The 20,041-nt window shown below is 68.3% G+C and carries 19 protein-coding genes and 7 pseudogenes; 13 read left to right on the plus strand and 13 right to left on the minus strand.

Annotated features, from left to right (window positions below; all coding sequences use genetic code 11):
• Positions 1–91: 91 nt before the first annotated feature.
• From ACFV8T_RS38120 to ACFV8T_RS38130, 3 genes are all read right to left on the minus strand, one after another.
• Complete coding sequence (locus ACFV8T_RS38120) at positions 92–475, minus strand: peptidase inhibitor family I36 protein (protein WP_385336468.1); 384 nt, start codon at positions 473–475, stop codon at positions 92–94.
• A gap of 284 nt (positions 476–759) precedes the next feature.
• Entirely contained in the window at positions 760–1,041 is a 282-nt protein-coding gene (locus ACFV8T_RS38125) for an Lrp/AsnC family transcriptional regulator (protein ID WP_385336470.1), read from the minus strand.
• 30 nt (positions 1,042–1,071) lie between these two features.
• Positions 1,072–1,143 (minus strand): hypothetical protein, encoded by a 72-nt coding sequence (locus tag ACFV8T_RS38130; protein ID WP_322110728.1) that lies wholly within the window; start codon positions 1,141–1,143, stop codon positions 1,072–1,074.
• Between the two features lie 705 nt (positions 1,144–1,848).
• Between ACFV8T_RS38130 and ACFV8T_RS38135 the strand changes: the two genes are divergently transcribed.
• The 6 genes and pseudogenes from ACFV8T_RS38135 (at position 1,849) to ACFV8T_RS38160 (ending at position 5,200) form a co-directional block, all read left to right on the plus strand.
• The gene (locus ACFV8T_RS38135) at positions 1,849–2,169 is read left to right on the plus strand and encodes a hypothetical protein (RefSeq protein ID WP_385336472.1); all 321 of its coding nucleotides are present in this window, start codon (positions 1,849–1,851) and stop codon (positions 2,167–2,169) included.
• A 299-nt stretch (positions 2,170–2,468) separates the two neighbouring features.
• Positions 2,469–2,813, plus strand: coding sequence for a hypothetical protein (locus ACFV8T_RS38140; protein WP_385336474.1), 345 nt, complete (start codon positions 2,469–2,471; stop codon positions 2,811–2,813).
• Positions 2,792–2,854 (plus strand): annotated as a pseudogene (locus tag ACFV8T_RS38145) (hypothetical protein); the annotation flags it as partial. The gene ACFV8T_RS38140 and the pseudogene ACFV8T_RS38145, both read left to right, overlap by 22 nt.
• A 222-nt stretch (positions 2,855–3,076) precedes the next feature.
• Positions 3,077–4,213, plus strand: a complete 1,137-nt coding sequence (locus ACFV8T_RS38150; RefSeq protein ID WP_385336604.1) for a hypothetical protein — start codon at positions 3,077–3,079, stop codon at positions 4,211–4,213.
• Between the two features lie 125 nt (positions 4,214–4,338).
• Positions 4,339–4,425: pseudogene (locus ACFV8T_RS38155) on the plus strand (hypothetical protein); the annotation flags it as partial.
• 121 nt (positions 4,426–4,546) lie between these two features.
• Positions 4,547–5,200 (plus strand): ATP-binding protein, encoded by a 654-nt coding sequence (locus ACFV8T_RS38160; protein ID WP_385336607.1) that lies wholly within the window; start codon positions 4,547–4,549, stop codon positions 5,198–5,200.
• Here the strand turns inward: ACFV8T_RS38160 and ACFV8T_RS38165 are convergent.
• Positions 5,139–5,765, minus strand: coding sequence for a DinB family protein (locus ACFV8T_RS38165; protein WP_385336476.1), 627 nt, complete (start codon positions 5,763–5,765; stop codon positions 5,139–5,141). The genes ACFV8T_RS38160 and ACFV8T_RS38165 overlap by 62 nt on opposite strands.
• Positions 5,766–6,303: 538 nt before the next feature.
• A complete protein-coding gene (locus tag ACFV8T_RS38170) occupies positions 6,304–6,708 on the minus strand; it encodes a hypothetical protein (RefSeq protein ID WP_385336478.1) in 405 nt (134 codons plus the stop codon).
• Between the two features lie 185 nt (positions 6,709–6,893).
• On the opposite strand from ACFV8T_RS38170, the pseudogene ACFV8T_RS38175 reads away from it, so the two are divergent.
• Positions 6,894–6,959, plus strand: a pseudogene (locus ACFV8T_RS38175) (hypothetical protein); the annotation flags it as partial.
• A gap of 102 nt (positions 6,960–7,061) precedes the next feature.
• On the opposite strand, the gene ACFV8T_RS38180 reads toward ACFV8T_RS38175, so the two are convergent.
• The 6 genes and pseudogenes from ACFV8T_RS38180 to ACFV8T_RS38205 all read right to left on the minus strand — a co-directional run.
• A complete protein-coding gene (locus ACFV8T_RS38180) occupies positions 7,062–7,610 on the minus strand; it encodes a hypothetical protein (protein ID WP_385336480.1) in 549 nt (182 codons plus the stop codon).
• A gap of 87 nt (positions 7,611–7,697) precedes the next feature.
• Positions 7,698–7,862: pseudogene (locus ACFV8T_RS38185) on the minus strand (IS110 family transposase); the annotation flags it as partial.
• Positions 7,863–7,928: 66 nt separating this feature from the next.
• Entirely contained in the window at positions 7,929–8,696 is a 768-nt protein-coding gene (locus tag ACFV8T_RS38190; protein ID WP_385336609.1) for a transposase, read from the minus strand.
• Between the two features lie 40 nt (positions 8,697–8,736).
• Positions 8,737–9,168 (minus strand): hypothetical protein, encoded by a 432-nt coding sequence (locus ACFV8T_RS38195; protein WP_385336482.1) that lies wholly within the window; start codon positions 9,166–9,168, stop codon positions 8,737–8,739.
• 187 nt (positions 9,169–9,355) lie between these two features.
• Positions 9,356–10,930: a N,N-dimethylformamidase beta subunit family domain-containing protein gene (locus ACFV8T_RS38200; RefSeq protein ID WP_385336484.1), complete on the minus strand. Its 1,575-nt coding sequence runs from the start codon at positions 10,928–10,930 to the stop codon at positions 9,356–9,358.
• A gap of 622 nt (positions 10,931–11,552) precedes the next feature.
• Positions 11,553–11,957, minus strand: a pseudogene (locus tag ACFV8T_RS38205) (ABC transporter substrate-binding protein); the annotation flags it as partial.
• Between the two features lie 5 nt (positions 11,958–11,962).
• Between ACFV8T_RS38205 and ACFV8T_RS38210 the strand changes: the two are divergent.
• Positions 11,963–12,164: pseudogene (locus ACFV8T_RS38210) on the plus strand (IS21 family transposase); the annotation flags it as partial.
• A 136-nt stretch (positions 12,165–12,300) separates the two neighbouring features.
• Here the strand turns inward: ACFV8T_RS38210 and ACFV8T_RS38215 are convergent.
• Positions 12,301–13,086 (minus strand): GntR family transcriptional regulator, encoded by a 786-nt coding sequence (locus ACFV8T_RS38215; RefSeq protein ID WP_385336486.1) that lies wholly within the window; start codon positions 13,084–13,086, stop codon positions 12,301–12,303.
• Between the two features lie 189 nt (positions 13,087–13,275).
• Here ACFV8T_RS38215 and ACFV8T_RS38220 point away from each other — a divergent pair, with 189 nt between their 5' ends.
• The 5 genes and pseudogenes from ACFV8T_RS38220 to ACFV8T_RS38240 form a co-directional block, all read left to right on the plus strand.
• Complete coding sequence (locus ACFV8T_RS38220; protein ID WP_385336488.1) at positions 13,276–14,127, plus strand: tyrosine-protein phosphatase; 852 nt, start codon at positions 13,276–13,278, stop codon at positions 14,125–14,127.
• The gene (locus ACFV8T_RS38225) at positions 14,124–15,449 is read left to right on the plus strand and encodes an MFS transporter (RefSeq protein ID WP_385336489.1); all 1,326 of its coding nucleotides are present in this window, start codon (positions 14,124–14,126) and stop codon (positions 15,447–15,449) included. The genes ACFV8T_RS38220 and ACFV8T_RS38225 overlap by 4 nt, the downstream gene beginning before the upstream one ends.
• A gap of 40 nt (positions 15,450–15,489) precedes the next feature.
• Positions 15,490–17,280, plus strand: coding sequence for a glycoside hydrolase family 3 protein (locus ACFV8T_RS38230; protein WP_385336491.1), 1,791 nt, complete (start codon positions 15,490–15,492; stop codon positions 17,278–17,280).
• Positions 17,281–17,874: 594 nt separating this feature from the next.
• Positions 17,875–18,240: a S26 family signal peptidase gene (locus tag ACFV8T_RS38235; protein WP_385336493.1), complete on the plus strand. Its 366-nt coding sequence runs from the start codon at positions 17,875–17,877 to the stop codon at positions 18,238–18,240.
• A 40-nt stretch (positions 18,241–18,280) separates the two neighbouring features.
• Positions 18,281–18,554, plus strand: a pseudogene (locus ACFV8T_RS38240) (IS630 family transposase); the annotation flags it as partial.
• 177 nt (positions 18,555–18,731) lie between these two features.
• Here ACFV8T_RS38240 and ACFV8T_RS38245 read toward each other — a convergent pair.
• Positions 18,732–20,003, minus strand: coding sequence for a cytochrome P450 (locus ACFV8T_RS38245; protein WP_385336495.1), 1,272 nt, complete (start codon positions 20,001–20,003; stop codon positions 18,732–18,734).
• Positions 20,004–20,041: the final 38 nt, after the last annotated feature.

The raw sequence follows: 20,041 nt of genomic DNA on the forward strand, positions 1-20,041 counted from the left end.
CGACACTCGGGCCCTCGGCCTGCACAACCTCAGCCCACGGCACGAAAACGGTCCACCGACCCCGTCGGCGGACCGTCACGAAAATTCGAGGTTAGGCGTTGGAAACCGAATAGATGGTGTAGCTGAAATTCCCAACGGACTGGTTCGGATCTACCACATCGCTAGCACCCGTGCAGTTCGAATCGCTCCACACCCTCAGCGGCCTCCCGGTCGCATTGGTGATTGATTGCACCACGGCCGCCGTATTGACGCAATCTGTGGGTGTCGTGGTGTACAGGTTCCTTGGCCCCTCGAAGAAGGGGTTTTGCCATCCGCACACATATCCCAGGTCGCAGGCACCGTCACCGGCAGGGGTCATAGCTGGAGCGGGCGAGTTGCGGGGACCGGTTGCGTTAGCCGTGGCCGCAGCCCCTGTGGCCAATGCCGAGGCGGCCACTGTGGCCGTAACGAGACTCAGCAAGAAACGCTTCTTCATGTGACCTAACTCCTATTCGAGTTGGAGCGAACGAGCTTATCCAGATTTGCTCGACGATCGTGTCGACTAATGGGGCGTTGGTTAAAGTCGATCACTCTCCCGTCCTTGCAGCGGGTCGACACCGACGAAGGGAGCGCTCGGAGCGAGCCGTGTGCAACCGGCGTCGGGTGGCAGGCGGCGGCCGTGCCGCCCCGTACCGCGCGCGAGAACCGCAGTTGCTGCGTTGGCCCTACCCACCATGACGACGCCGCTGGAATGACAAAGAAATCCCGGCTTCACGGTCTTCATCGTGAAGTGCGATGTGTCGCCCTTGACCCGGGGATGGTCATCACACGCCGGCTAAGGAACGCCTCGTACGCACCCAGGTCGGCGACCGCTACACGGACGAAGTAGTCGGGCGTGCCGAACAACCTGCGCAGCTCCAGCACCTCCTCCGCTTGCGCGAGCGTTCCCTCGAAACGCTCCACGGTCTCCGCATCCTGCGCTTCCAGCGTCCGATTGATCAGCACCTCGAAGGAGTGCCCCATGGCCGCTGGGTCGATGACGGCCCGGTAGCTGCGGATCACCCCCGTCGGCCTCCAGGCGCTGCACCCGCCTCAGACTAGGACCCGCGTGAGCCCGATGCGGTTGGCCAGCTCCACGTTGGTCAACCGGCCGTCCCGCTCCAACTCCGCGATGACCGAAGTACGCGTCGGCGGCGGCCGACTCCATGTCCCACAACGGGCGACCGAACCAGGTCCTGATCCGCTTCAGGTGCCCGACGTTCCTGCGGGTCGTGCCGTCCGCCAGGACCGCCGAGGCCCGCGCGAGCACGAACCCCGACAGCACGTCGGTCTCGTACTGCTCCAGCTCCTCCGCCGACGCGGGCGCCCAGTGCTCGCGCAGGTCTCGTACGACCGCCAGCGCTGCCAACCCGAGCCTCCTCGCCTTCAGTCAGACTGTGGATCGGTCGGACGAGGTGAGAACGCTTCAAGAATCCCTAAGTTACGTCACAGAGCGGCAGAACACCCGAAAGAAGAAGAACGAAGTTCGGTAAGAATGCCGAGCGCGAGGAACTGCGGAAGGCGCTCGACTCCCTCGGCGAAGGAGACACCCTCGTCGTCCCGTGCTGCCCACAAGCCGTGCCAAGGAACCATCCCCGCGGGTACGGGGAGCAGCGGCGAGCGCACCCCCGCGCCGGGCGATCAAGCGCTGCTCCCCACACCCGCGGGGATGGTCCCGAGACAGGCGAGATGTGCGCGGTGGGCCAAGCGGGGGAAGCAGCGGTGTCCGTCCGCGCGTCGGACCTGTTGAACGCGGTATGCCGTCCTCACGCCCTCGCCGTCGCGCACCGCGGCCGCCAGCTGTCACCCGCCCCCACGCACCGCTGACCAATGAGTTCGCCGCCGACCCCGACCGTGTGCCATCACGCCTACCAGGTCGCGATCGACTTCGGCTTCGTGGCCGTCGACGCCATCGCCGACCTCCTCCTCCAGGAGGAATCCCTCGCTCTGGCCCAGCGCATGGGGTTCTGCGACTGCGGCCGCCTCACCCTGGACGACGACGACCTCACCCGCCGGGCCCTGAGCCCTGTAGCGGCCGCCAACATGACCGCCTGCCAGGCCCTGGTGCTCGCCGCGATCGACTACGCCCACCGCACCTTCGGCTGCATCTGGGTCAGCACCCTGATCCACGAACTGACCGAAAGCCACTGAGCGACCTTCGAGCCGACTGCCCTGACCGCGCTCCTGGACCGCGTCCACGCGGCCCACCAGGCAGAGCACGGCCATGCCGGTCACATTCGGGTTCCTGGCGCGGTGATGTGGCCGCACACCGCTGTCTCCTCGAAGCCCGAACTCATCCCCCGCTCTTGACCCGCCGCGGCCCGGGTCAGCACACGAGAGCGAGGCGACTTCATGGACCGCGCCCGCTCGGGCCCGGCTGCGCCGTACGGTCATTCCACGGATAGCGACCGGGCGATGACGCCGGGTCAGGAGTGGGAGGGGGTCCGAGGATGGTCAATGCCCGTACGTACCCGTTGTGGCGGGATCTCGCGATGAGCGAGGACCTCCCCAAGGAAGCCCTCAAGACGGTGATCGAGGCCCTGTGCACCCCGGCGAAGAGCCCAGACGACTTTGACTCCCGGGCCCACCAGTGGCGGGAGGAAGCCCTCAAGGCCGCGCTCCCCGCACTGCTGGTGCGGACGTCTGCCAAGCGACTGCGGGGCCGGCTCCTGGTGCATGGCGACGACAAGTTGCTGGCCGTCCTGGCGGCCGAGGGCACGGTGACTGCCGCCGACGTGCCCGCCATCCTGCGAACCCGCCGACCGCAATGGGCATGGTCACCGGCAGGCTCGTAAGCCCCGACGAGGTCGCCGCCCTCGTCGCCTACCTCGCCTCGCCCCTCGCCGGCAGCACCACCGGGGCGGACCACATCATCGACGGAGGCGCGACAAAGACAGTGTGCCCACGGGCGCGGTGCCGCCCAGATCCCGCATGCGCCCTGGTCCAGCCCACCCGGACTGGACCGGGGCGGCACCTTGCTCTGTACTTCACTCGTCGGAGTGAAGTACAGAGAAGTGTCTACGCGACCGGCTCGCAGGAAGCCTTCCTGGAAGGACACGTGGAGGCGTTCACCGCGCTCGGAGGAACGCCGACGGTCCGCATCCGTTACGACAACCTCAAGCCGGCGGTCAATCAGGTGTTGTTCGGCTGTTCGCGCACCAAGTCGGCGCGCTGGGCTGCGTTCCGGTCGTGGTATGGCTTCACGCCTTTCTACTGCGTCCCAGGAGAAGAAGGCGCCCACGAGAAGGGTGGCGTCGAGCAGGAGGGCGGACGCTTCCGCCGCCGTCACCTGGTCCCGGCCCCGGAGGTGGAGTCTCTCGCCGAGCTGAACGAGCTCCTGGCGGCGATCGACGCCGAGGAGGACGCCCGGCACATCCACGGGCGTCCGACCTCGATCGGTTTCGATTTCGAGGCCGAGAGGCCGCTGCTGAGCCCGCTGCCGACGGACGAGTACGACACCGGGATCGACCTGACGCCGGTGGTGCACCGCAACGGCCGTGTCACCGTGCGCCAGTGCTACTACTCGGTGCCGGCCCGGTTCATCGGCATGAAGGTGCGGGTGAAGCTGAAGGCAAACGAGGTGTGGATCTTCGACGGGCGGAAGGTCGTCGCCCGCCACCCGCGTTTGACCAGGCGTTACACCTGCCATGACATCCTCGACGACTACCTGAAGATCCTGCTGGTCAAGCCCGGTGCGTTCGCCGGTGCAGCAGCACTGTCGCAGGCCCGCGCCGAGGGTGTGTTCACCAAGACCCACGAGGCGTTCTGGGCGGCAGCGAAGAAGCGGTGCGGTAACCGCGAGGGCACCCGGATGCTGATCGAGGTGCTGTTGCTGCACCGTCAGTTGCCCGCGGCGGCGGTGATTGCGGGTATGGCCACCGTGTTGAAGGTTGGCGCGATCAGCACCGACCTGGTGGCGATCGAGGCCCGCAAGGCGATCGAGAACACCGAGGAAGCCGAAGGCTCTGCCGCCGACATCGTCGCTGTGACCGGCAGCGACGCCGTGGAAGACGAAAGCGGCCGGGGTGAGCAGGCGGGCGCCGGAGCGAAGGTGATCTCCCTGCACACCAAACGCATGCCGCCGGATCTACGGCCGGGGCTGCCGGACATGAGCAAGTACGACCGGCTGCTGAAGCCGGTCACCACCACGCGCACGGCGGCGTCGCCGCCGAAGCAGAAGGGCACAAGCGCATGACCCCCACCAAGACCGCCGACACCGAGACGCCCGTGGACGGGCAGGTCCCGCCGACCAGGATGCCGCTGGGCGATCCCGAGGACGCGGCCATCGACGGGCTCTGCCGGGACCTTCGGCTTCCGGCCATGCGGGAACGGTTCGTCGAGGCCGCCACCGCCGCGCGGCGCGAGCAGACCTCCTACAAGCAGTTCTTGCTGGACCTGCTGCAGATTGAGCGCGCCGACCGGGATGTCCGCCGCCAGCAGAGGCTGATCCGGCAGGCGAAGTTCCCCCCGCCCCAAGCGGCTGGAGCTCTTTCAGTTCGAGAAGAACCCCAACGTCACACCCGAGACCATCGGCGAGCTGAAGAACCCGACCTGGGTGCAGGACGGGCGCCCGCTGGTCCTTATCGGCGACTCCGGTACGGGCAAGAGCCATCTGCTGATCGGGATCGGTACGGTGATCGCCGAAACCGGCCTGACCGTCCGCTGCACCACCACCTCTGCGCTGGTGAACGAACTCGCCGAGGCGGATGCGGCCAAGCGCCTGTCCTCGGTGATCGCCCGCTACAGCAAGGTCGACCTTCTGTGTCTGGACGAGTTCGGATACCTGAACCTGGACAAGAAGGGCGCCAAACTACTGTTCCAGATTTTCACTGAGCGGGAGGAACACAAGGCCACCGCGGTCGCGACGAACTCCCCGTTCAACGAGTGGGACTCGATCTTCATCGAACCCCGGCTCTGCGCGGCCATCGCCGACCGGATCACCTTCCGATGCACTCTGATCCAGACCGGCACCGACTCCTACCGGTTCCAGGCCACCGAGGCCGACCACAGCGCCCAGGGCACCCGGTGCCCCACGACGTCATCGATCTCGACGAGCGCCACCGGATCGACGACCTGGCCATCCGCACCCCGGCCGCCGGACAAGGTCGCCCACCGCCAAATCAGACGCCTTCACGCAGGTACAGGTCGCGCAGCAGGCCGATCTCACCGCCGTGATGTGTGACCTCTTTCAGAGCGTGCAGCGCGAGCTTCAGATAGGTCTCGTCGGCCCAACCGCCGGGGCCCATGCCTATCGGCGCCAGCAGGCGCTTGTCGCCGAGGGCTGCGATACGGGAGATGAAGTGCTCCCAGTCCTCGGCGAGCGCCTGGACGCCCTCTTTCGCGGTGCCCGGCCACTCGTGGCGGTCGCCGAGCTCGGGGACGTCCTCGAAGAAGTGGATCACATAGCCGCGCAGGCAGAGGCTGCCTATGTGCCAGATGCGCCAGGCGATCGTCGTGAAGGGGTCCGGTGCCTCCGGACTCGATTCCGGAAATAGCGTGGCGACGCGGAAGACGCCGTCGTCGCCGGGGCGGATGCTGATGCAGTCGCTCACCGGCTCCCAGCGGTACTCGGCGTCGGTCAGGTCCTTCACACGCTCGAACAGCCGGGATCGCACGTTCTCGAAGATCGCGAGAATGTCGCGCGTGACGGGGTCGGGCACGATCATGTCAGCCATGTCAGCTCCAGGGCACGGTGGTTCCGGGTCGGTCGGGATGATCAGGATCGACGGGTCGGTCGGCTCGGTCAACTGCCGCCGCCTCGTAGTGCGTCACCGGGTGCGAGCAGGCTGGTGAGGGCGAAGCCCACAACCGCCATCGACACCGTACTTCCTGCTGGACGAAGAAACCTGGCCTGCCATCACACAAGGGCCGGGCCCTTCTGAACCGCGCCTGTCAGGGACACGGGCCAGCAGGGCCCGGTGACGCACACGCTATCGGCCCCCCTAGTGCCCCTCGCTGGGACACTCACATCCCGCACAGAGCCGGGCAAGAAGTCACCCGACAGGGGTGGCCCCCTTCTCGTTGCCGATCATGCTCCAGCACGGGTGTCCACCGCCGTCACGAAGGGCCCAACGTGGTCCCCACAAGCTTGCCTCTGTGACAACCATCGCGACTCGGCTCACCTGCTGTGCCGAAGCACGAAAGCTGTCACCAAGGTTGGTACTGACCTGGGGTTTCGCTTGACCGAAGCACGGGAGTGGTCACCAAGTCGGCGCGCTACTTGTCACCCCGTCCACGACGGCACGCCTGTTGCCACCTGAGGTCCGGCTGACAGTGAGGGCTGAGCTACCCGCCGTCGCAAGGAACAGCGCTCAGAGTCGCGGGCAACGCGCGCGCCAAAGCCTTGCGGGCGGCAAGGTAGCCCGCGATTTTGAACGCCAGTTCGTGAGAGCCGAACGTATCAGCGCGGGCACCCCGCAGCACCACCCGAGTGGCGATCACAACTCCGTGCTCGGGCAAGCTCAGCTGCTCCTCGATCCCCACAGCAGCAGCGGCGAAGAAGCGTGGCAAGTTTTCGACAGGTTCGTACTCCACCGTCAGCTCTTGGGCTACCTCGAAGGCGAAACCCTCGGCTGCGGGCTCGAAATCCACCTCTATCTCCGCGAAATGTGGCGCGCAGTTCTGCTTCTGATGCAGGACACACACGCCACGGATCGGATACAGCGGGAACCGAGGCAGCGCTGACGTCATGCCGGAACGCTACCCCCTGCCCGGTACCCTGCCTCCGCTATCGACCTTGGTGACAGAAACCTGCCTCTGTGACGCCTACCGTGCTTCGGCTCAGTAGCGGGTCTGGCGCGGCTGCGAGCGCCACCGGCTGAAGAAGATGGCCTACGGCCGCAAGACCGCATCAGGCCCGGCAGCGGGCAACCATCGTGCTGCTGGCGGCCCGCGGGCGCTCCAACGCCCGGATAGCCGCGCAGACGCGCATGCACGTCGACACGGTGCGCACCTGGCGGGGCCGGTTCGCTGCCGGCGGGCTGCGTTCGGCACGCTACCGACGGGACGTTTCGGCCCCGACCGAACCGTCCTGCACTGGAACGTCAGGCCCGGTCCGGCAGCAGTTCCGCGTTGAGTACGGCGATGCCCGCCTCGCCCTCCTCGAACAGGGCGATCAGCTTCTCGGGCCCGGCATCCGGACCGGCGGTGTGGTCGACGAGGAGGACCGGCTGGAACTCCCCGCCCTGCTCGACGGGGACGAAGCCGGTGGTCAGCTCGCGGCGGAGCAGGACGACCCGGTCGGCGTCGAGCGGATCGGAGGGCAGTGCTCCGGGCAGTACGCGCCCCTCCTCCGGGCGCGCCCGGAGGCTGTGGGCGAGGACGTCCCGGCGGGCGAGGAGCGTCACCGCGAGCCGGTCACCGGTCCGCTCGTAGCGGGCGGCCAGATCTTCCGGCAGCAGATAGAAAACGCCCTCCTCACCCTCGTGCCCCCGGTCGAGAAGAAGCCGCGCCAGCCGGGCTCCGGGCTCGTCGGCGTGCGAACCGAGCCCCAGAAACACATCACGCCCACCGGGCCCGAGGGAGGGCACCGCCCCGATCCACAGCTCGGCGGAGCCCTCCGGGGTCTGCTGGATGTCGTCGTCCTTCGTCATGGCGGCGATCCAAGCACACGGCACCGACAGCCCGTTGTCAGTGCGCTGCTCGCGGCGCAGCGCCCGGGGGTGCCCCTATGGGTTTGGTCAAGGTGATGGGGCAGGTCGGGGTTCGTAGAAGGTGCCGTCGCGGAGCATCGCGAAGAGGACGTCTGCTCGCCGGCGGGCGAGGCAGAGGAGTGCTTGGGTGTGGTGTTTGCCCTGGCTGATCTTCTTGTCGTAGTAGGCCCTCGATCGTGGGTCGGCGAGGGCGGCGAGGCTTGTCCCGCAATGATCACCTGAGGGGTGCGAACACCGTTGCGCTGACGGCTCGCTCCCCTATCCGGTGATGTTCAGGTTGTGCAGTCGCGCGAAACCACTCATGGTGTGGTGGACGCCGTCGCCATTGAGGCGGCAGTCGCGCAGGATCTTCCAGGTCTTCATCCTTGCGAAGACATGCTCGACGCGGGCGCGTACTTGCTTGTGGGACTTGTTGTGCGCCTGCTTCCACTCGGGCAGGTCTTCGACTTTCCGGCGTCGGTGGGGCATCACGAGCCCGGTGCCCGGGTAGCCGCCGTCGGCAATCGTCGTCGTGTTGCCTACGCCGGCCTTGGCCCCGGACTCCGCCCACGCCTTGCAGTCGTTGCGGTTGCCTGGCAAAGGTTCGCCGACCACGACGACCAAGCGACTGCCGGCGTCGATGACGACTTGGTGGTTGGTGGAGTACCGGTAGTCTTTCGACTGCTCAGCAACCGTGTGGTCGCGCGTGGGTAGGAGGGTGCCGTCGACGATCAGGACGGTGTCCTTGGCGAAGCGGCGTCGGGGTCGCAGGGCCAGCAGCGGGCCGAGATGGTCGATGATGCGGCCGGCTGCGGACTCGGAGACACCGAAGAGCGGGGCGAGCTGCCGCATCGTCAGATTCTTGCGCCAGTAAGTCGCCACCAGCAGAATGCGATCCGACAGTGGCAGGCTACAGGGGCGTCCTCGCCGGATCTCGTCGGCACCCTCACGCTGCAACGCGGATACCAACTTGCTGAAGCAGCACGGACTCATTCCCGTGAACGGCACTATCCATGACGGCTCCGACGCAGTGATCACACCCAACATGGCAAGATCATCCATCGGTCGGAGCGCTACCGGGCCTGCCTCAAAGGACGGGGATCAGGCCGGGCTCGACGCCAAGCGCCACCACGTCCTTGCGGACGGCCGTCACGAATTGTGCGATCTCCGCCACGAGCACATCCCAGCCGACTGGCGAGGTCCACGAGCCTGGCGCGGAGACGGAGCCGACCCGCCATCCCTCGGCAGATCCCGCGATCCGCACCTCGCCCGATTCCGCGTAGGACATCGAGTCGAACTCGAAGTCATCGCGGTCGCCGTCCAGCCAGCCCACCAGGGCGCGCGCCAGTTCAGCCACGGGGAACAGCCCCTCCGCCATCACCACCTGGTCACCATCCCGGATGACCAGGTCGGCCTCGATGTCTACGAGCAGCACCCCAAGCGGCGCCGTTTCAGGGCGGAGGCCACGCCGGTACAGATCCGGTGTACCCACATTCTCGTACACGAGCTTCAATGTCATCTGGCCCTCCCCGGAGTCCAAGGGCCGCAGATCTGTCAGCCGCTCAAAACGCAAACCCTACCAAGTGGCCTGATAAGACTTGTCGTGGGAAAGCGGGACAGCCCTTAGCCTGTGGCCGCACGATCCGGCTGTGCTCGACTTCGCCCGTGGCGAAAGGTGTTCTACGGCGGAGTGGTACCGCTGGGTGTCAGCGTGGTGCGGACGCGTACACGTCTCTCACATCATCCCTGGGCTTTGGCCTGTTCCGGCCGCACGGGCCCGCCGCGAAGGCGTGGAGCAGATTCTCCGTGCTGCGGGTGACGAAAGCTCCCGTACGAGCGTCCATGCCGTGGTTGCGTCCGTTCTCGCGGGTTCCCGCCATCAGAGCCTCGACCCATCGCATCGTCCCGGAGGCGAAGACGCCCGCCCCGCTCGGCACGGTGTAGTAGGCGGAGTCGGCGTAACTGGGCCGGCCCTTACAGACGAGGGGGGAATGGGCGATGATCTCGAGCGGTGCCGGGGTGGGCATGCCGGGAGTGACCCGGTCGTACTCCACCCCGACCAGATGGTCGAAGGAGGCTCCTCGCTTCACGCCTGTCCCCTCGAAGAGCCAGTGGTCGCTCCGGCGGACGACATACGGGGCGTCCACGGGATAGCCCTCGTAGAGAACACCGGTCAGAGAGGACTCGGGGGAGGCGCCGGGCGGCTGGCGGAAGTCGTTGGTCGGCATGTCCGGGTGGTCGGCGAGAAACGAGTCGTTCCGGTAGTTGGTCTTGTAGCAGACGACGGTGCGGTCGGCGCCGGTGGCGTCCGGCTCCAGCCTGACCCTGCGGAAACAGGCGTTGGCCCCGAGGAAGGCCACGTTCGTACCTGTGTCGCGCGCCCGGGTGACGTACGCCCGTTGCTGCGGCGTCCAGTACTCGTCATGTCCCAGCGAGACAGCCCCGGCCGCGTTGTGGAGGATGTCGGGGTCGCGATGGATGTCCAGGCCCGTGGTGTAGGCGAGCGGGACACCCAGCTTCTCCGCCAGGACCACCACCGCCCGTTCGTAAACCATGAACTTCTCGGCGCCGTTGCCGTCGTAGGGCCGATCGAAGCTAACAGCGAGCGACCGCGTGCCGTACGCGCCGTTCTCGCCCTGGTAAAGGCTGTAGCCGCCCCACAGGTTGTACGCCTGCCATGTTGCCGGGGCGTGCATCAACACGATTCTGCCCACGGCGCTCGCCGAGCGGACGATCAGTGGCACATAGTGCTGGTGGGCATCTTCCGAGTCCAGCCGGAGGAGATACGCTCCTTCCGGCCAGCCGCTGGTGCGGACGGGGAGTGTGCGTTGCCAATCCGCCCGTACGGTACGGGTGGCCTGGAGCAGCCGGGGACGGCCCTGGACCGACCCGGCAACACGGTGCGAACGCCAGACCAGTCGCGCCTGCGCCCCGTCGTACCAGCCGACGCGGTAGGCGGAGACCCGGAACGCCGGGGCGGTGGTGGAGACGTGCAGGCCGAGCTCCTCGCCCGGCAACACACTCACCTTGTCGGCATAGCCCTCGATGGCCCCGGGCGGTCCCATCGAACGGACCCGCCAGTCGGAGTCCCCCGTCCGGGCGTTCTCCCCTCTCTCGGCGCGGCGGCCGGCGCCGGGCGGGGTGGACCCGCCGGTCCCGGAGGAGTGGCAACCGGTCACTGCCACACCGCCAGCCATCGCCCCGCCCGCTGCCGCAGCGAGGAAGAGTCTGCGGTCCAGCCGACCAGGGATCCCGGCGTCCTGCCCCTCACCGTGCTTCATGTCGCCCGCCGATCCCGTTCCGCAACACTGACACCGGCCATCGTCCCCCGCCACGTGCTCGGGGACGACGAGGCAGGGCCGAACCGGGGGCGGCCGCGTCGTGTCGCGGCATCGCAAATCTCCCGACTCCCAGGTGCCCGCGCGGCCCTCCGACGCGACAGTCCGGCCGCCGTCACGCCCGAGGAACACCGCCACACGCAGATCGGCCGTCGACCAGTGCTGACGGCCAGTCATGAAAGATCGGGGCCAAGGTCTTCCGGATCATCGAGAACGGGCTGATCGCGCTCATCGGCGCTTCCGGCGCAGGCAAGTCCACCTTGGCCCGCACGTGGCCGGCCTCACAGGCGCTCTCCCCCGATGGTCTGCGCGCGGCGTGGTCAGTGACGACTTCTCTGTCAGGTCCGGCGTGTTGAGCAAGAGCTGCCCGGCACCTCTGATCCGACGATGGGGCTGCTCGTGATCACCACTGACGGCGATCTGCCCTTGCCGCGCGTGCTACAGCGGCCGACCATCCAGGAGTACCTGTGACGACCGAATACGACTTCGAGCTGTGGTTCTACCCGCGCGACAGGTAGACAGCCTCAAGTCGGACAGGTCTTGGCAGTCGGACCTGTTTGCTCTCTCAGCTGGCGTGAAGGATCCGAAAGCGATCGGGTTCCGCCGGATACCGGTCAACGACTTGGACTGACGTCCAAGCCCATTGCCAAACGCCGATGTCCGGTGTGCGGGAGAACCGGATCTCCCCGCGGGTGCCTTCGACAGCGACGCGCGGCCAGGATTCGGCAATGCGCGCCCGGTCCGTGCCGTGAGAACGCAGCACATCGGCGAGGACGGCGACCGTGTCGTAGCCCTCGAAGGCGACGAAGGAGGGCGCTTCGCCCAGCCGCTCACGGAGGGCCGTCTCGACTCGTGCACCGAGTGGGCTGAGACGCTCGGGCAGGTAGCGCAAGAACGGGATCGCTGAGCCGTCGTCGCCCAGCAAAGCCGCCCACTCGGCGAACTCCGGTTGCCCGGCCGGAGCACCGATCACGGGACACGACGCTCCCGGCGCTCACCGCGTGTCCGGACGCCACGTTCCACCGGATCGGCGGGATCCCGGCCTACGTACTCACCGACAACGAGAAGACGGTCACCACCGACCACTCGCCGGCACAGCCATCCGCAACCCCGAGACCATCGAGGTCGCCCGGCGCGGCGCTACGGCACGACCATCCGCACGTGCCTGCCGGGTGAGTACGGTCGAGCAGCATCTGACGCGGGTCTGCCGCAGGCCCCGGATCACTTCCCGGGGCGATCTCCCGCTCGGTCTGGAGCTCGCCGAGGGCGCCCTGGTCCGCGCCTGTGGGACAGACCGCCGTCCGCTCCCTCCCTCAGCCCTCGGCGTCCGGGCGGAAGTTGAGGACGAAGCGGGCGCGTTCGCCGTTGATGCGGCGCCGTACGAACAGCACGGGCTCTCCGTCTGGGGTGCAGCTCACGCCTTCGCGGACGAGGAGCGGGGTGCCCGCCGGGACGCCGAGGAGATCGGCGTCGCCGATGTCGGCTCCGATGGCGCTGAAGGCCCGCCAGTCGTATTCCAGGACGATGCCGGCGCTCTGGGCCAGGACTCGGACGACGTTGTCCACTCGTCCGGGGACGGACAACTCCTCGGGCAGGAGAGAGGACTTCAGCCAGTAGCTGCTGATGCCCCACGGCTCGGGGCCGATGACGATGATGCTCTCCAGGCGTGAGAGTTCGGCGGGGTCGCACCGCAGGTGACTGGCGGCCTCGGTGTCGGCCGGGGTGCGGGGCGCGGGGATGACGGCGGTGATCCGCTCGCCGCTGTCCGCTGTGTCACCGGCGTCGGCCGCCCCGCGGGGGATGGCAGCGGTGAGGCTGCCCAGGTCGAAGCGCTGGCTTCGCGGGTCGACCGCGATCGAGACGCGCGCGATGGGGGCGCGGACGAACGTTCCCACTCCCCTGCGGATCTCGACGGAAGCGGCGCGTTCGAGTTCGGCGATGGCCTGGCGGATTGTCAGCCGGTTGACGTCGAACTCCTCGCACAGTTCCGGCTCGCTGTGCAGCCGGGAGCCGGCCGGGAGGTCGCCGGAGTCGATCCGGTCCTGGATCTTCCGGGCGAGCTGCAGGTAGATCGGGGCGGTTCTTCTGCGGTTCGACACCCCTGGATTCTACGAGCCGGGATGGCGGGCGACCTGCGTGATCGCGTACGAAGGGGGCCCGGCGAACTGCCCGTTCATCCAAGGTTCAGCAGAGCGACCACTGAGTTCGACACGGAACCCCACCCAGGGCATATAGACATCTAGATGTCTTACTCGTCTCTATGCAGTTCCCGACTCAGGAAGGCTCCCATGCCGCTGCTGAACTTCCGCGACCCGGCCTCCGTCGCCGACCCCCGGGGCGACCGTATCCGCCCGGGAATCCTGTTCCGCTCAGCCCAGCCCGATCCCGTCGCGAACGCCGACACCGTCGGGGAGCTGCACACCCACGGCATCCGCGTCGTAGTGGACCTGCGCAGCCCCGACGAGCGCGGCGACGACGACTGGGCCGCCGCCGAAGAGGCAGGCATCACCGTCGTCCGGGCTCCCGTCGCTCCGGACGACACCGACGCCGTCGCCGGCCCGGGAATCGCTTCCCTGCGGACCTCCGCCGATCTGGGCCGGTTCTACGCCGCCCTCGCCGAGTCCGCCCCCTCGGCCCTGGCCGACGCGGTCCGGGCCGCCGCCGGACCGGGCGCGGCACTCGTGCACTGCGCCGCGGGGAAGGACCGCACCGGCCTCCTGGTGGCGCTGCTGCTGGAACTCGCGGGAGTGCCCGACGACAACATCGCCGACGACTACGTCCGTACGGCCACGGCGCTCCCGGAGATCCTCTCCGCTCTCGCCAGCCGGCACCGCATCGCCCTGAACGACGGCGCGGGCGACGACGAGGGGTACGGGGCGGCGGGACGGCCGATCGTTCCCGCGCCGCTGCTCCAGGCCCCGCGCGAAGCGATCGAGGTCTTCCTGGAGACCATGCGGGTCCGTCACGGCAGCGCCGAGGCTTTCCTGCTGGGCTGCGGGGTCGAGGCCACGACCATCCACGACTTCCGTGCCAAGGCTGCCGTCGAGGCCACCCTGCCCGCGACCACCGCTGCGGCGCCTCGACCCGCCCTCTCCCCCTCCCCGTCGCCCTCCCGCCCGGCAGGAGAACCCCTCGCATGACCGACATGCTGCGCAAGACCCCCGCCCCGGAACCACCGCCTTCCGACCGCCTTCCCGGGCACGAGGTACCGGCTCCGCGCCGGGTCATCGCCGGACTGGTCTTCACCGAGCTCCTGATCGGGATCGGCTTCGCCATGCCGCTGGTCGCCTCGCTCAGCCTGAAGGTCAACGAGATCGCACCGGACGCCAAGGAGAGCGTGCTGAGCGCCGTCATGGCGGCCGGGGCCGTCACCGCGTTCCTCCTCAACCCGGTCTTCGGCCATCTGTCGGACCGCACCACAGGGCGCTTCGGCAGACGCAGGCCGTGGATCCTCGGCGGTCTCGTTGCCGGGCTGCCGGCCGCCGTGGTGATGGCCACGGCATCCTCGCCCGCCCAGCTGATGCTGGGCTGGATCCTCGCCCAGGCCGCGTACAACGCGGCGCTCGCCGCTCTCGCGGCCGTGATCGCCGACCGGGTGCCGGCCGCGCAACAGGCCACCGTGTCCGGCCTGTTCGGAGCCGCCCAGTTCGCCTCCGTCTTCCCCGCCTTCTTCCTCGTCGGCCTCATACCCGACAACACCGCGGCCCTGCTGCTGATCCCCGGCATCGCCGGTGCCGCGGGCGCCACCGTGTCGTGGACCCTGCTGCGCGGCGAAAAGGCCGTCCCCGCCGGGGGGCGGACCCCGGTGAGCCTGCGCTCGGTCTTCACCAGCCTGCTGTTCGACCCGCGCACCTCCCCGGCCTTCACCGCGGTCTGGCTGCAGCGCTTCCTGCTCCAGGGCGCCAACGCCCTGATCGGCACGTTCGGCCTCTATTACCTGATGTCCCGCCTGGAGATGTCGACGGCCGAGGCCGCCGCCCTCGTCTCGACCACCGGCATGCTCTCCGTCGTCGGCAACGTCGTCGCAGCAGCGGTCTTCGGGAAGCTGGCCTCCCGCACCGGCGCCTACCGGGCCTTCGTCGTCGGGTCCGGCCTGCTGATGGCTGCCGCCATGACCATCAAGATGCTGTCCGCGTCCGTGTGGCCGATCTACCTGTCCACCTCCGTCGCCGCCATCGGTCTCGGCGCTTTCTACGCCGTCGACATGGCCCTGGTCCTGCGCGTCATGCCCACCAGCACCGACGCCGCCCGCTGGCTCGGCGTGTTCAACATCGCCAAATCCCTGCCTCAGTCCATCGCCCCCCTGCTCGCCCCGCTCCTCCTGGGCCTCGGCACGGACCCGGTCGGACCGGCGGCCGATGGCAAGAACTACTTCGCCCTCTACCTCGGCGGAACCCTCGCCGCACTCGCTGCCGTCGCGCTCACCCCGCTGATCCGGCACCCCCGTCTCACCCGCGACTGACACCCGCCATCCACCACGCCCCGCGACGAAAGGCACGACTGTGACCTCCTACCTCCTCCACCCCGACGGCACACCGTTTCGCGACCTCAACCACAACGGCACCATGGAGCCGTACGAGGACCCCCGCCTGCCCGTCGACGACCGCGTCGAGGACCTCCTGGGCCGGATGACCCTGGAGGAGAAAGCCGGTCAGATGTGCCACGGCCGGATGGCCGCCGGAGACAACACCTTCATGCCGTCCGGCGCCGACCTCATAGCCGAGCGGCACATCACCCACTTCGCGATGATCCAGGTTCCCTCCGCCGGCACCATGGCCGCGTGGAACAACCACGTCCAGGACCTCGCCGCCGCCACCCGCCTCGGCATCCCAGTGACCCTCTCCTCCGACCCCCGCCACGGATTCACCGCCAACCCCATGACGGCTCACACCGACGGCGGATTCAGCCCGGGTCCCGAACCGATCGGCCTGGCCGCGACCGACGATCCGGCACTCGTCGAGGAGTTCGCCGCGGCCGCCGCCCGGGAACTGCGCTCCGTCGGAATCCGCTTGGCCATCCATCCGATGGCCGATCTGGCCACCGAACCGCGCTGGGCCCGCATCAGCGGCACCTTCGGCGAGGACGCCGACCGCGCCGCGCGAATGCTCGGCGCCTACATCCGCGGCATGCAGGGCGACACCCTGGGTCCGGACAGCGTGGCCTGCATGACCAAGCACTTCCCCGGCCACGGCCCGCAGGCGGGCGGGGAGGACTCCCACTTCGCCTACGGCAAGTACCAGGCGTTCCCCGGCGACAACCTCGAATACCACCTCAGGCCCTGGGAAGCGGCGTTCGCCGCCGGCACCGCCCAGGTCATGCCCTGCTACTCGATCCCCACCGGCAGGGGCCTGCCCGAGGTCGCCGCCAACTTCAACCGCGAAGTGATCACCGGGCTGCTCCGCGGCCGCTACGGCTTCGACGGCGTCGTGTGCACCGACTTCAACTCCCTCACCGGCATGGAGATCCCCGGCATCGTCCAACTCCCGCCCCGCAACTGGGGAGTGGAACACCTCTCCCTCGCCGAGCAGGTCATCATGCAGCTCGACGCCGGCATCGACCAGCTCGGCGGCGAGACCCGCCCCGACTGGATCGTCGATGCCGTCCGCTCCGGCGCCGTCAGCGAAGAACGCATTGACACCTCCGTACGCCGCATCCTGCGCGACAAGTTCCGCCTCGGCCTCTTCGACGACCCCTATGTCGACACCGACAGGGCAAGCACCCTGGTCGGCGCGGCCGAGACCCGTCTCCTGGGCCGCCGGGTCCAGCTGCGGTCCCTCGTCCAGCTCACCGGCCGCGCGAAGACGTCGAGGACACTGCCCGAGGTGCCGGCTCTCTACGTGGAGAACATCGCCCCCGAGGCGGCCGCCCGGTACGGCCGCCTCGTCGACCGCCCCGAAGAGGCCGACCTCGCGGTGCTGCGCCTGACCGCCCCGTACGAGAAGCGGGAGGGATTCCTGGAGCAGCACTTCCACGCCGGGTCCCTCGAACTTCCCGCCGCCGAACTGGCCCGGCTGCGGGCGCTGTGCGCGACCGTTCCCACCGTCGTCGACGTGCACCTCGACCGGCCCGCGATCCTCACCGGGCTCGCCACCGAGGCAGCCCTGCTCCTGGGCAGCTTCGGCGCCGACGACGACATCGTCCTCGACGTGGCCTTCGGCCGCGCGGTGGCCGAAGGAACCCTCCCCTTCGACCTCCCGTCCTCCATGCGGGCCGTCGAGGACTCCCGCGAGGACGTCCCGTTCGACACCGCCGAACCGCTGTTCAGCTACGGGCACAGCGCGCTCGCGCACTGACACCTTCTCTACGGGACCTCACGGACACGACCCCATCGCGCCGGTCAGCGGGCGTCGGCCACCCCGGCGAGACTGCGGGAGAGGGAGGCGACGCATGCCTCCCTCTCCTGACCAAGACCGACCGAGAACGCAAGCACCCCACTCCTCAAGTAGCGGCCCAGACCACCTGCACGCCACCCGAACAAAGTGCAGAGCCCCCCAGGCCGAGAGCCCGAAGCACCTCTCCCCGCCCATCCCAGCCGCCACGCTCAACAACGCAGCCAACCGCTAAAACTGAGAAGACCCCAGCTCACGTACAGAGATCGATCCGGGATGGTGCCCAGCCTGGGATGATGCCTACACGAAGGCGTTCGTAATGCTGGACGGCGCTCTGCTGCCGATCAACCGTGGGATGGAATAGCGCGAGGAAGCTCCTGGTAGGACAGGCGATCTGGGTCCTGAATCCGCCTACCAGAAGCTTCTTCACGTCCAGAAACCGCTCCACCACCTGCGCGCGCAGATGCTAGTGCCGTATCAGGCGACATTCCCTTCGCTGGTGGAGTGCGGAGCAATAAACCGGTGGGGTGATGCAGGGGAATCTGCCACGATCATCGGATGGGCGTACTGGATGCAGTGGCAGGCAGGGTTGCTGGCGGGGCCACCGTGACGTTCCGGCCCAGCGGCTCCTCGATGGTCCCGCTGATACGCAGTCGGCAGCAGGTGGTCGTTGCTCCGGTCAACCCGTCGAAGTTGGAGGTCGGGGACATCGTCCTCGCCCGTGTCGCAGGGACGGTCTACTTGCACTTGGTGTCGTCCGTGGACCTCCCCAGGAAGCGGGTGCAGATCAGCAACAACCGTGGCCGCGTCAACGGCTGGACCAGCCACGATCGTGTCTTTGGTATCTGTGTGGCAGTCGACGGCGTCACCCGGTCGGGAGCCGTGGGCAAGACGCTCGCGGCCGGCTCCAACGACTCCTCCTGAACCTGACGCTCCAGTGGCATCGGCCCACCAAGCTGTGCAGGTGGCGATACGAGTGCGTGTTCGCGAGATCGATGACGACGAGGGCCGACGGTTGCTTCGGACAGTCCGCCGAGGCACGGGTTCGGTGGTGACCTGGCGAGGCGCGCAGATGGTGCTGCTGTCCGCTCAGGGCATTCCGGTCGCGAAGATCGCAGAGGTGCCATTCCCCAGTGACGACCCGGTCCGCAATGTGATCCACGACTTCAACGCCTCGCGACGCGCTCTGCCCCACGTACTCCGGCGGCCGGCCGAGCACTTTCACGCTGCCACGTCGAGATCGCCCACACGCCGACCAACTCCTCCTGGCTGAATCGGATCGAGGCCCAGTTCACTGCCCTGCGCTACGTCACCCTCGACGGCACGTCACGGTCGGTGGGCTACCAGTACGCGTTCATCGTGAGGACCAGAAGTCGACGTACGGCGGGGTGTGCCCAGGTGGGTGCGGTGCGCGGTCATGGGTGGGCGGGGTTGACGCCGTCGATCTCGACCAGGAGGTGGCGGGGGCCGCGCAGACCGGGGCTCGCGCGGTAGGGCGGTGGGTCGGCGACGAGTCGGGGGTTCTTCAGCCGGTGTGTCAGCTCGGCGAGGGCGATCTGCGTCTCGGGGCGGGCCAACGGGGCACCGAAGCAGTAGTGGATACCTCCGCCGAAGCCGAGGTGCTCGTTGTGCTCGCGATCGGGGTCGAAGCGGTCGGGGTCCGGGACGAAGTCGGGGTCGCGGCTGCCGGCGGCCAGCACGAGGGTGACCGGTGAACCCTTGGGGATGGTGGTGCCGGCGATCTCGATGTCGTCCAGGGTGTTCCGGTTGTTGGACAGAAACTGCACCGGTGGTTCGTAGCGCAGGAGTTCCTCGACCACCCGGGCGGCCAGATCGGGTTCGTCCCGGCGGCGTAGCCGGTCCAGCACCTCGGGGTGCCGCAGGAGGGTGAGCATGCCGTTGGTGATGAGGTTGACGGTCGTCTCGTGGCCGGCGACGAGCAGCAGAGCCGCGTTGCTCAGTATCTCTTCGGGTGACATCGGCGCCTCGTCGCCGTCGCCACTGAGGAGCCCGGAGAGCAGGTCGTCGCCCCGTTGGCCATGGCGGGCGCCGAGGAGCTCGGCGAAGTACTGACCGAGGACGGCGATGGCCTCCGCTCGTCGGCGCTGCCGCTCCGCGATCCCTCCGGTGGTCGGGTCGGTGGCGCGCACGACCGCGTCGGACATTGCCTGGAATCGTGCTTCGTCCTCGCGCGGCACCCCCAGCAGTTGGCAGATCACCGTGACCGGGAAGGGGTAGGCGAAGTCGTCGACGATGTCGACCCGGGTCGTGCCCGACCGGTCCTTCCCCGCGAAGCCGTCGATCGCGTTGGTCACGATCTCGAACAGGTGGGGAATCATGCTGTCGATGCGATCGGGACGGTGGGGCGGGCCGAAGTTCCGCGTCAGCAGGCGCCGTAGCCGGTCGTGCTCGGGAGGGTCGGTCTGGATGAAGGTGGGCGGGAGTGTGGGAGTGCCCTCTTCGGCCGCTTGGGCCGACGTGTCGGCGGCCAACTCGGGGAGGTTTCGCATGTCCGAGCTGAGCCGTGGGTCGTGGAGCAGGGCGACGATCTCCCGGTAGGTGCTCACGACATAGCTCCCGTCCTCCATCCGTGCCACGGGTGTCTTGCGCAGTTCGGCGTAGAGCGGGTAGGGGTCGGCGCGGTGCGAGTAGTCGAGGATCTGCTGCCAGGTGCTGGTCTGGGTCATGGGGGCATCTCCCGCAACTCGGAGGTCCGGACGTGCAG

Origin of the sequence: Streptomyces sp. NPDC059832, from assembly GCF_042731715.1 — a bacterium.
Taxonomy (GTDB): Bacteria; Actinomycetota; Actinomycetes; order Streptomycetales; family Streptomycetaceae; genus Streptomyces.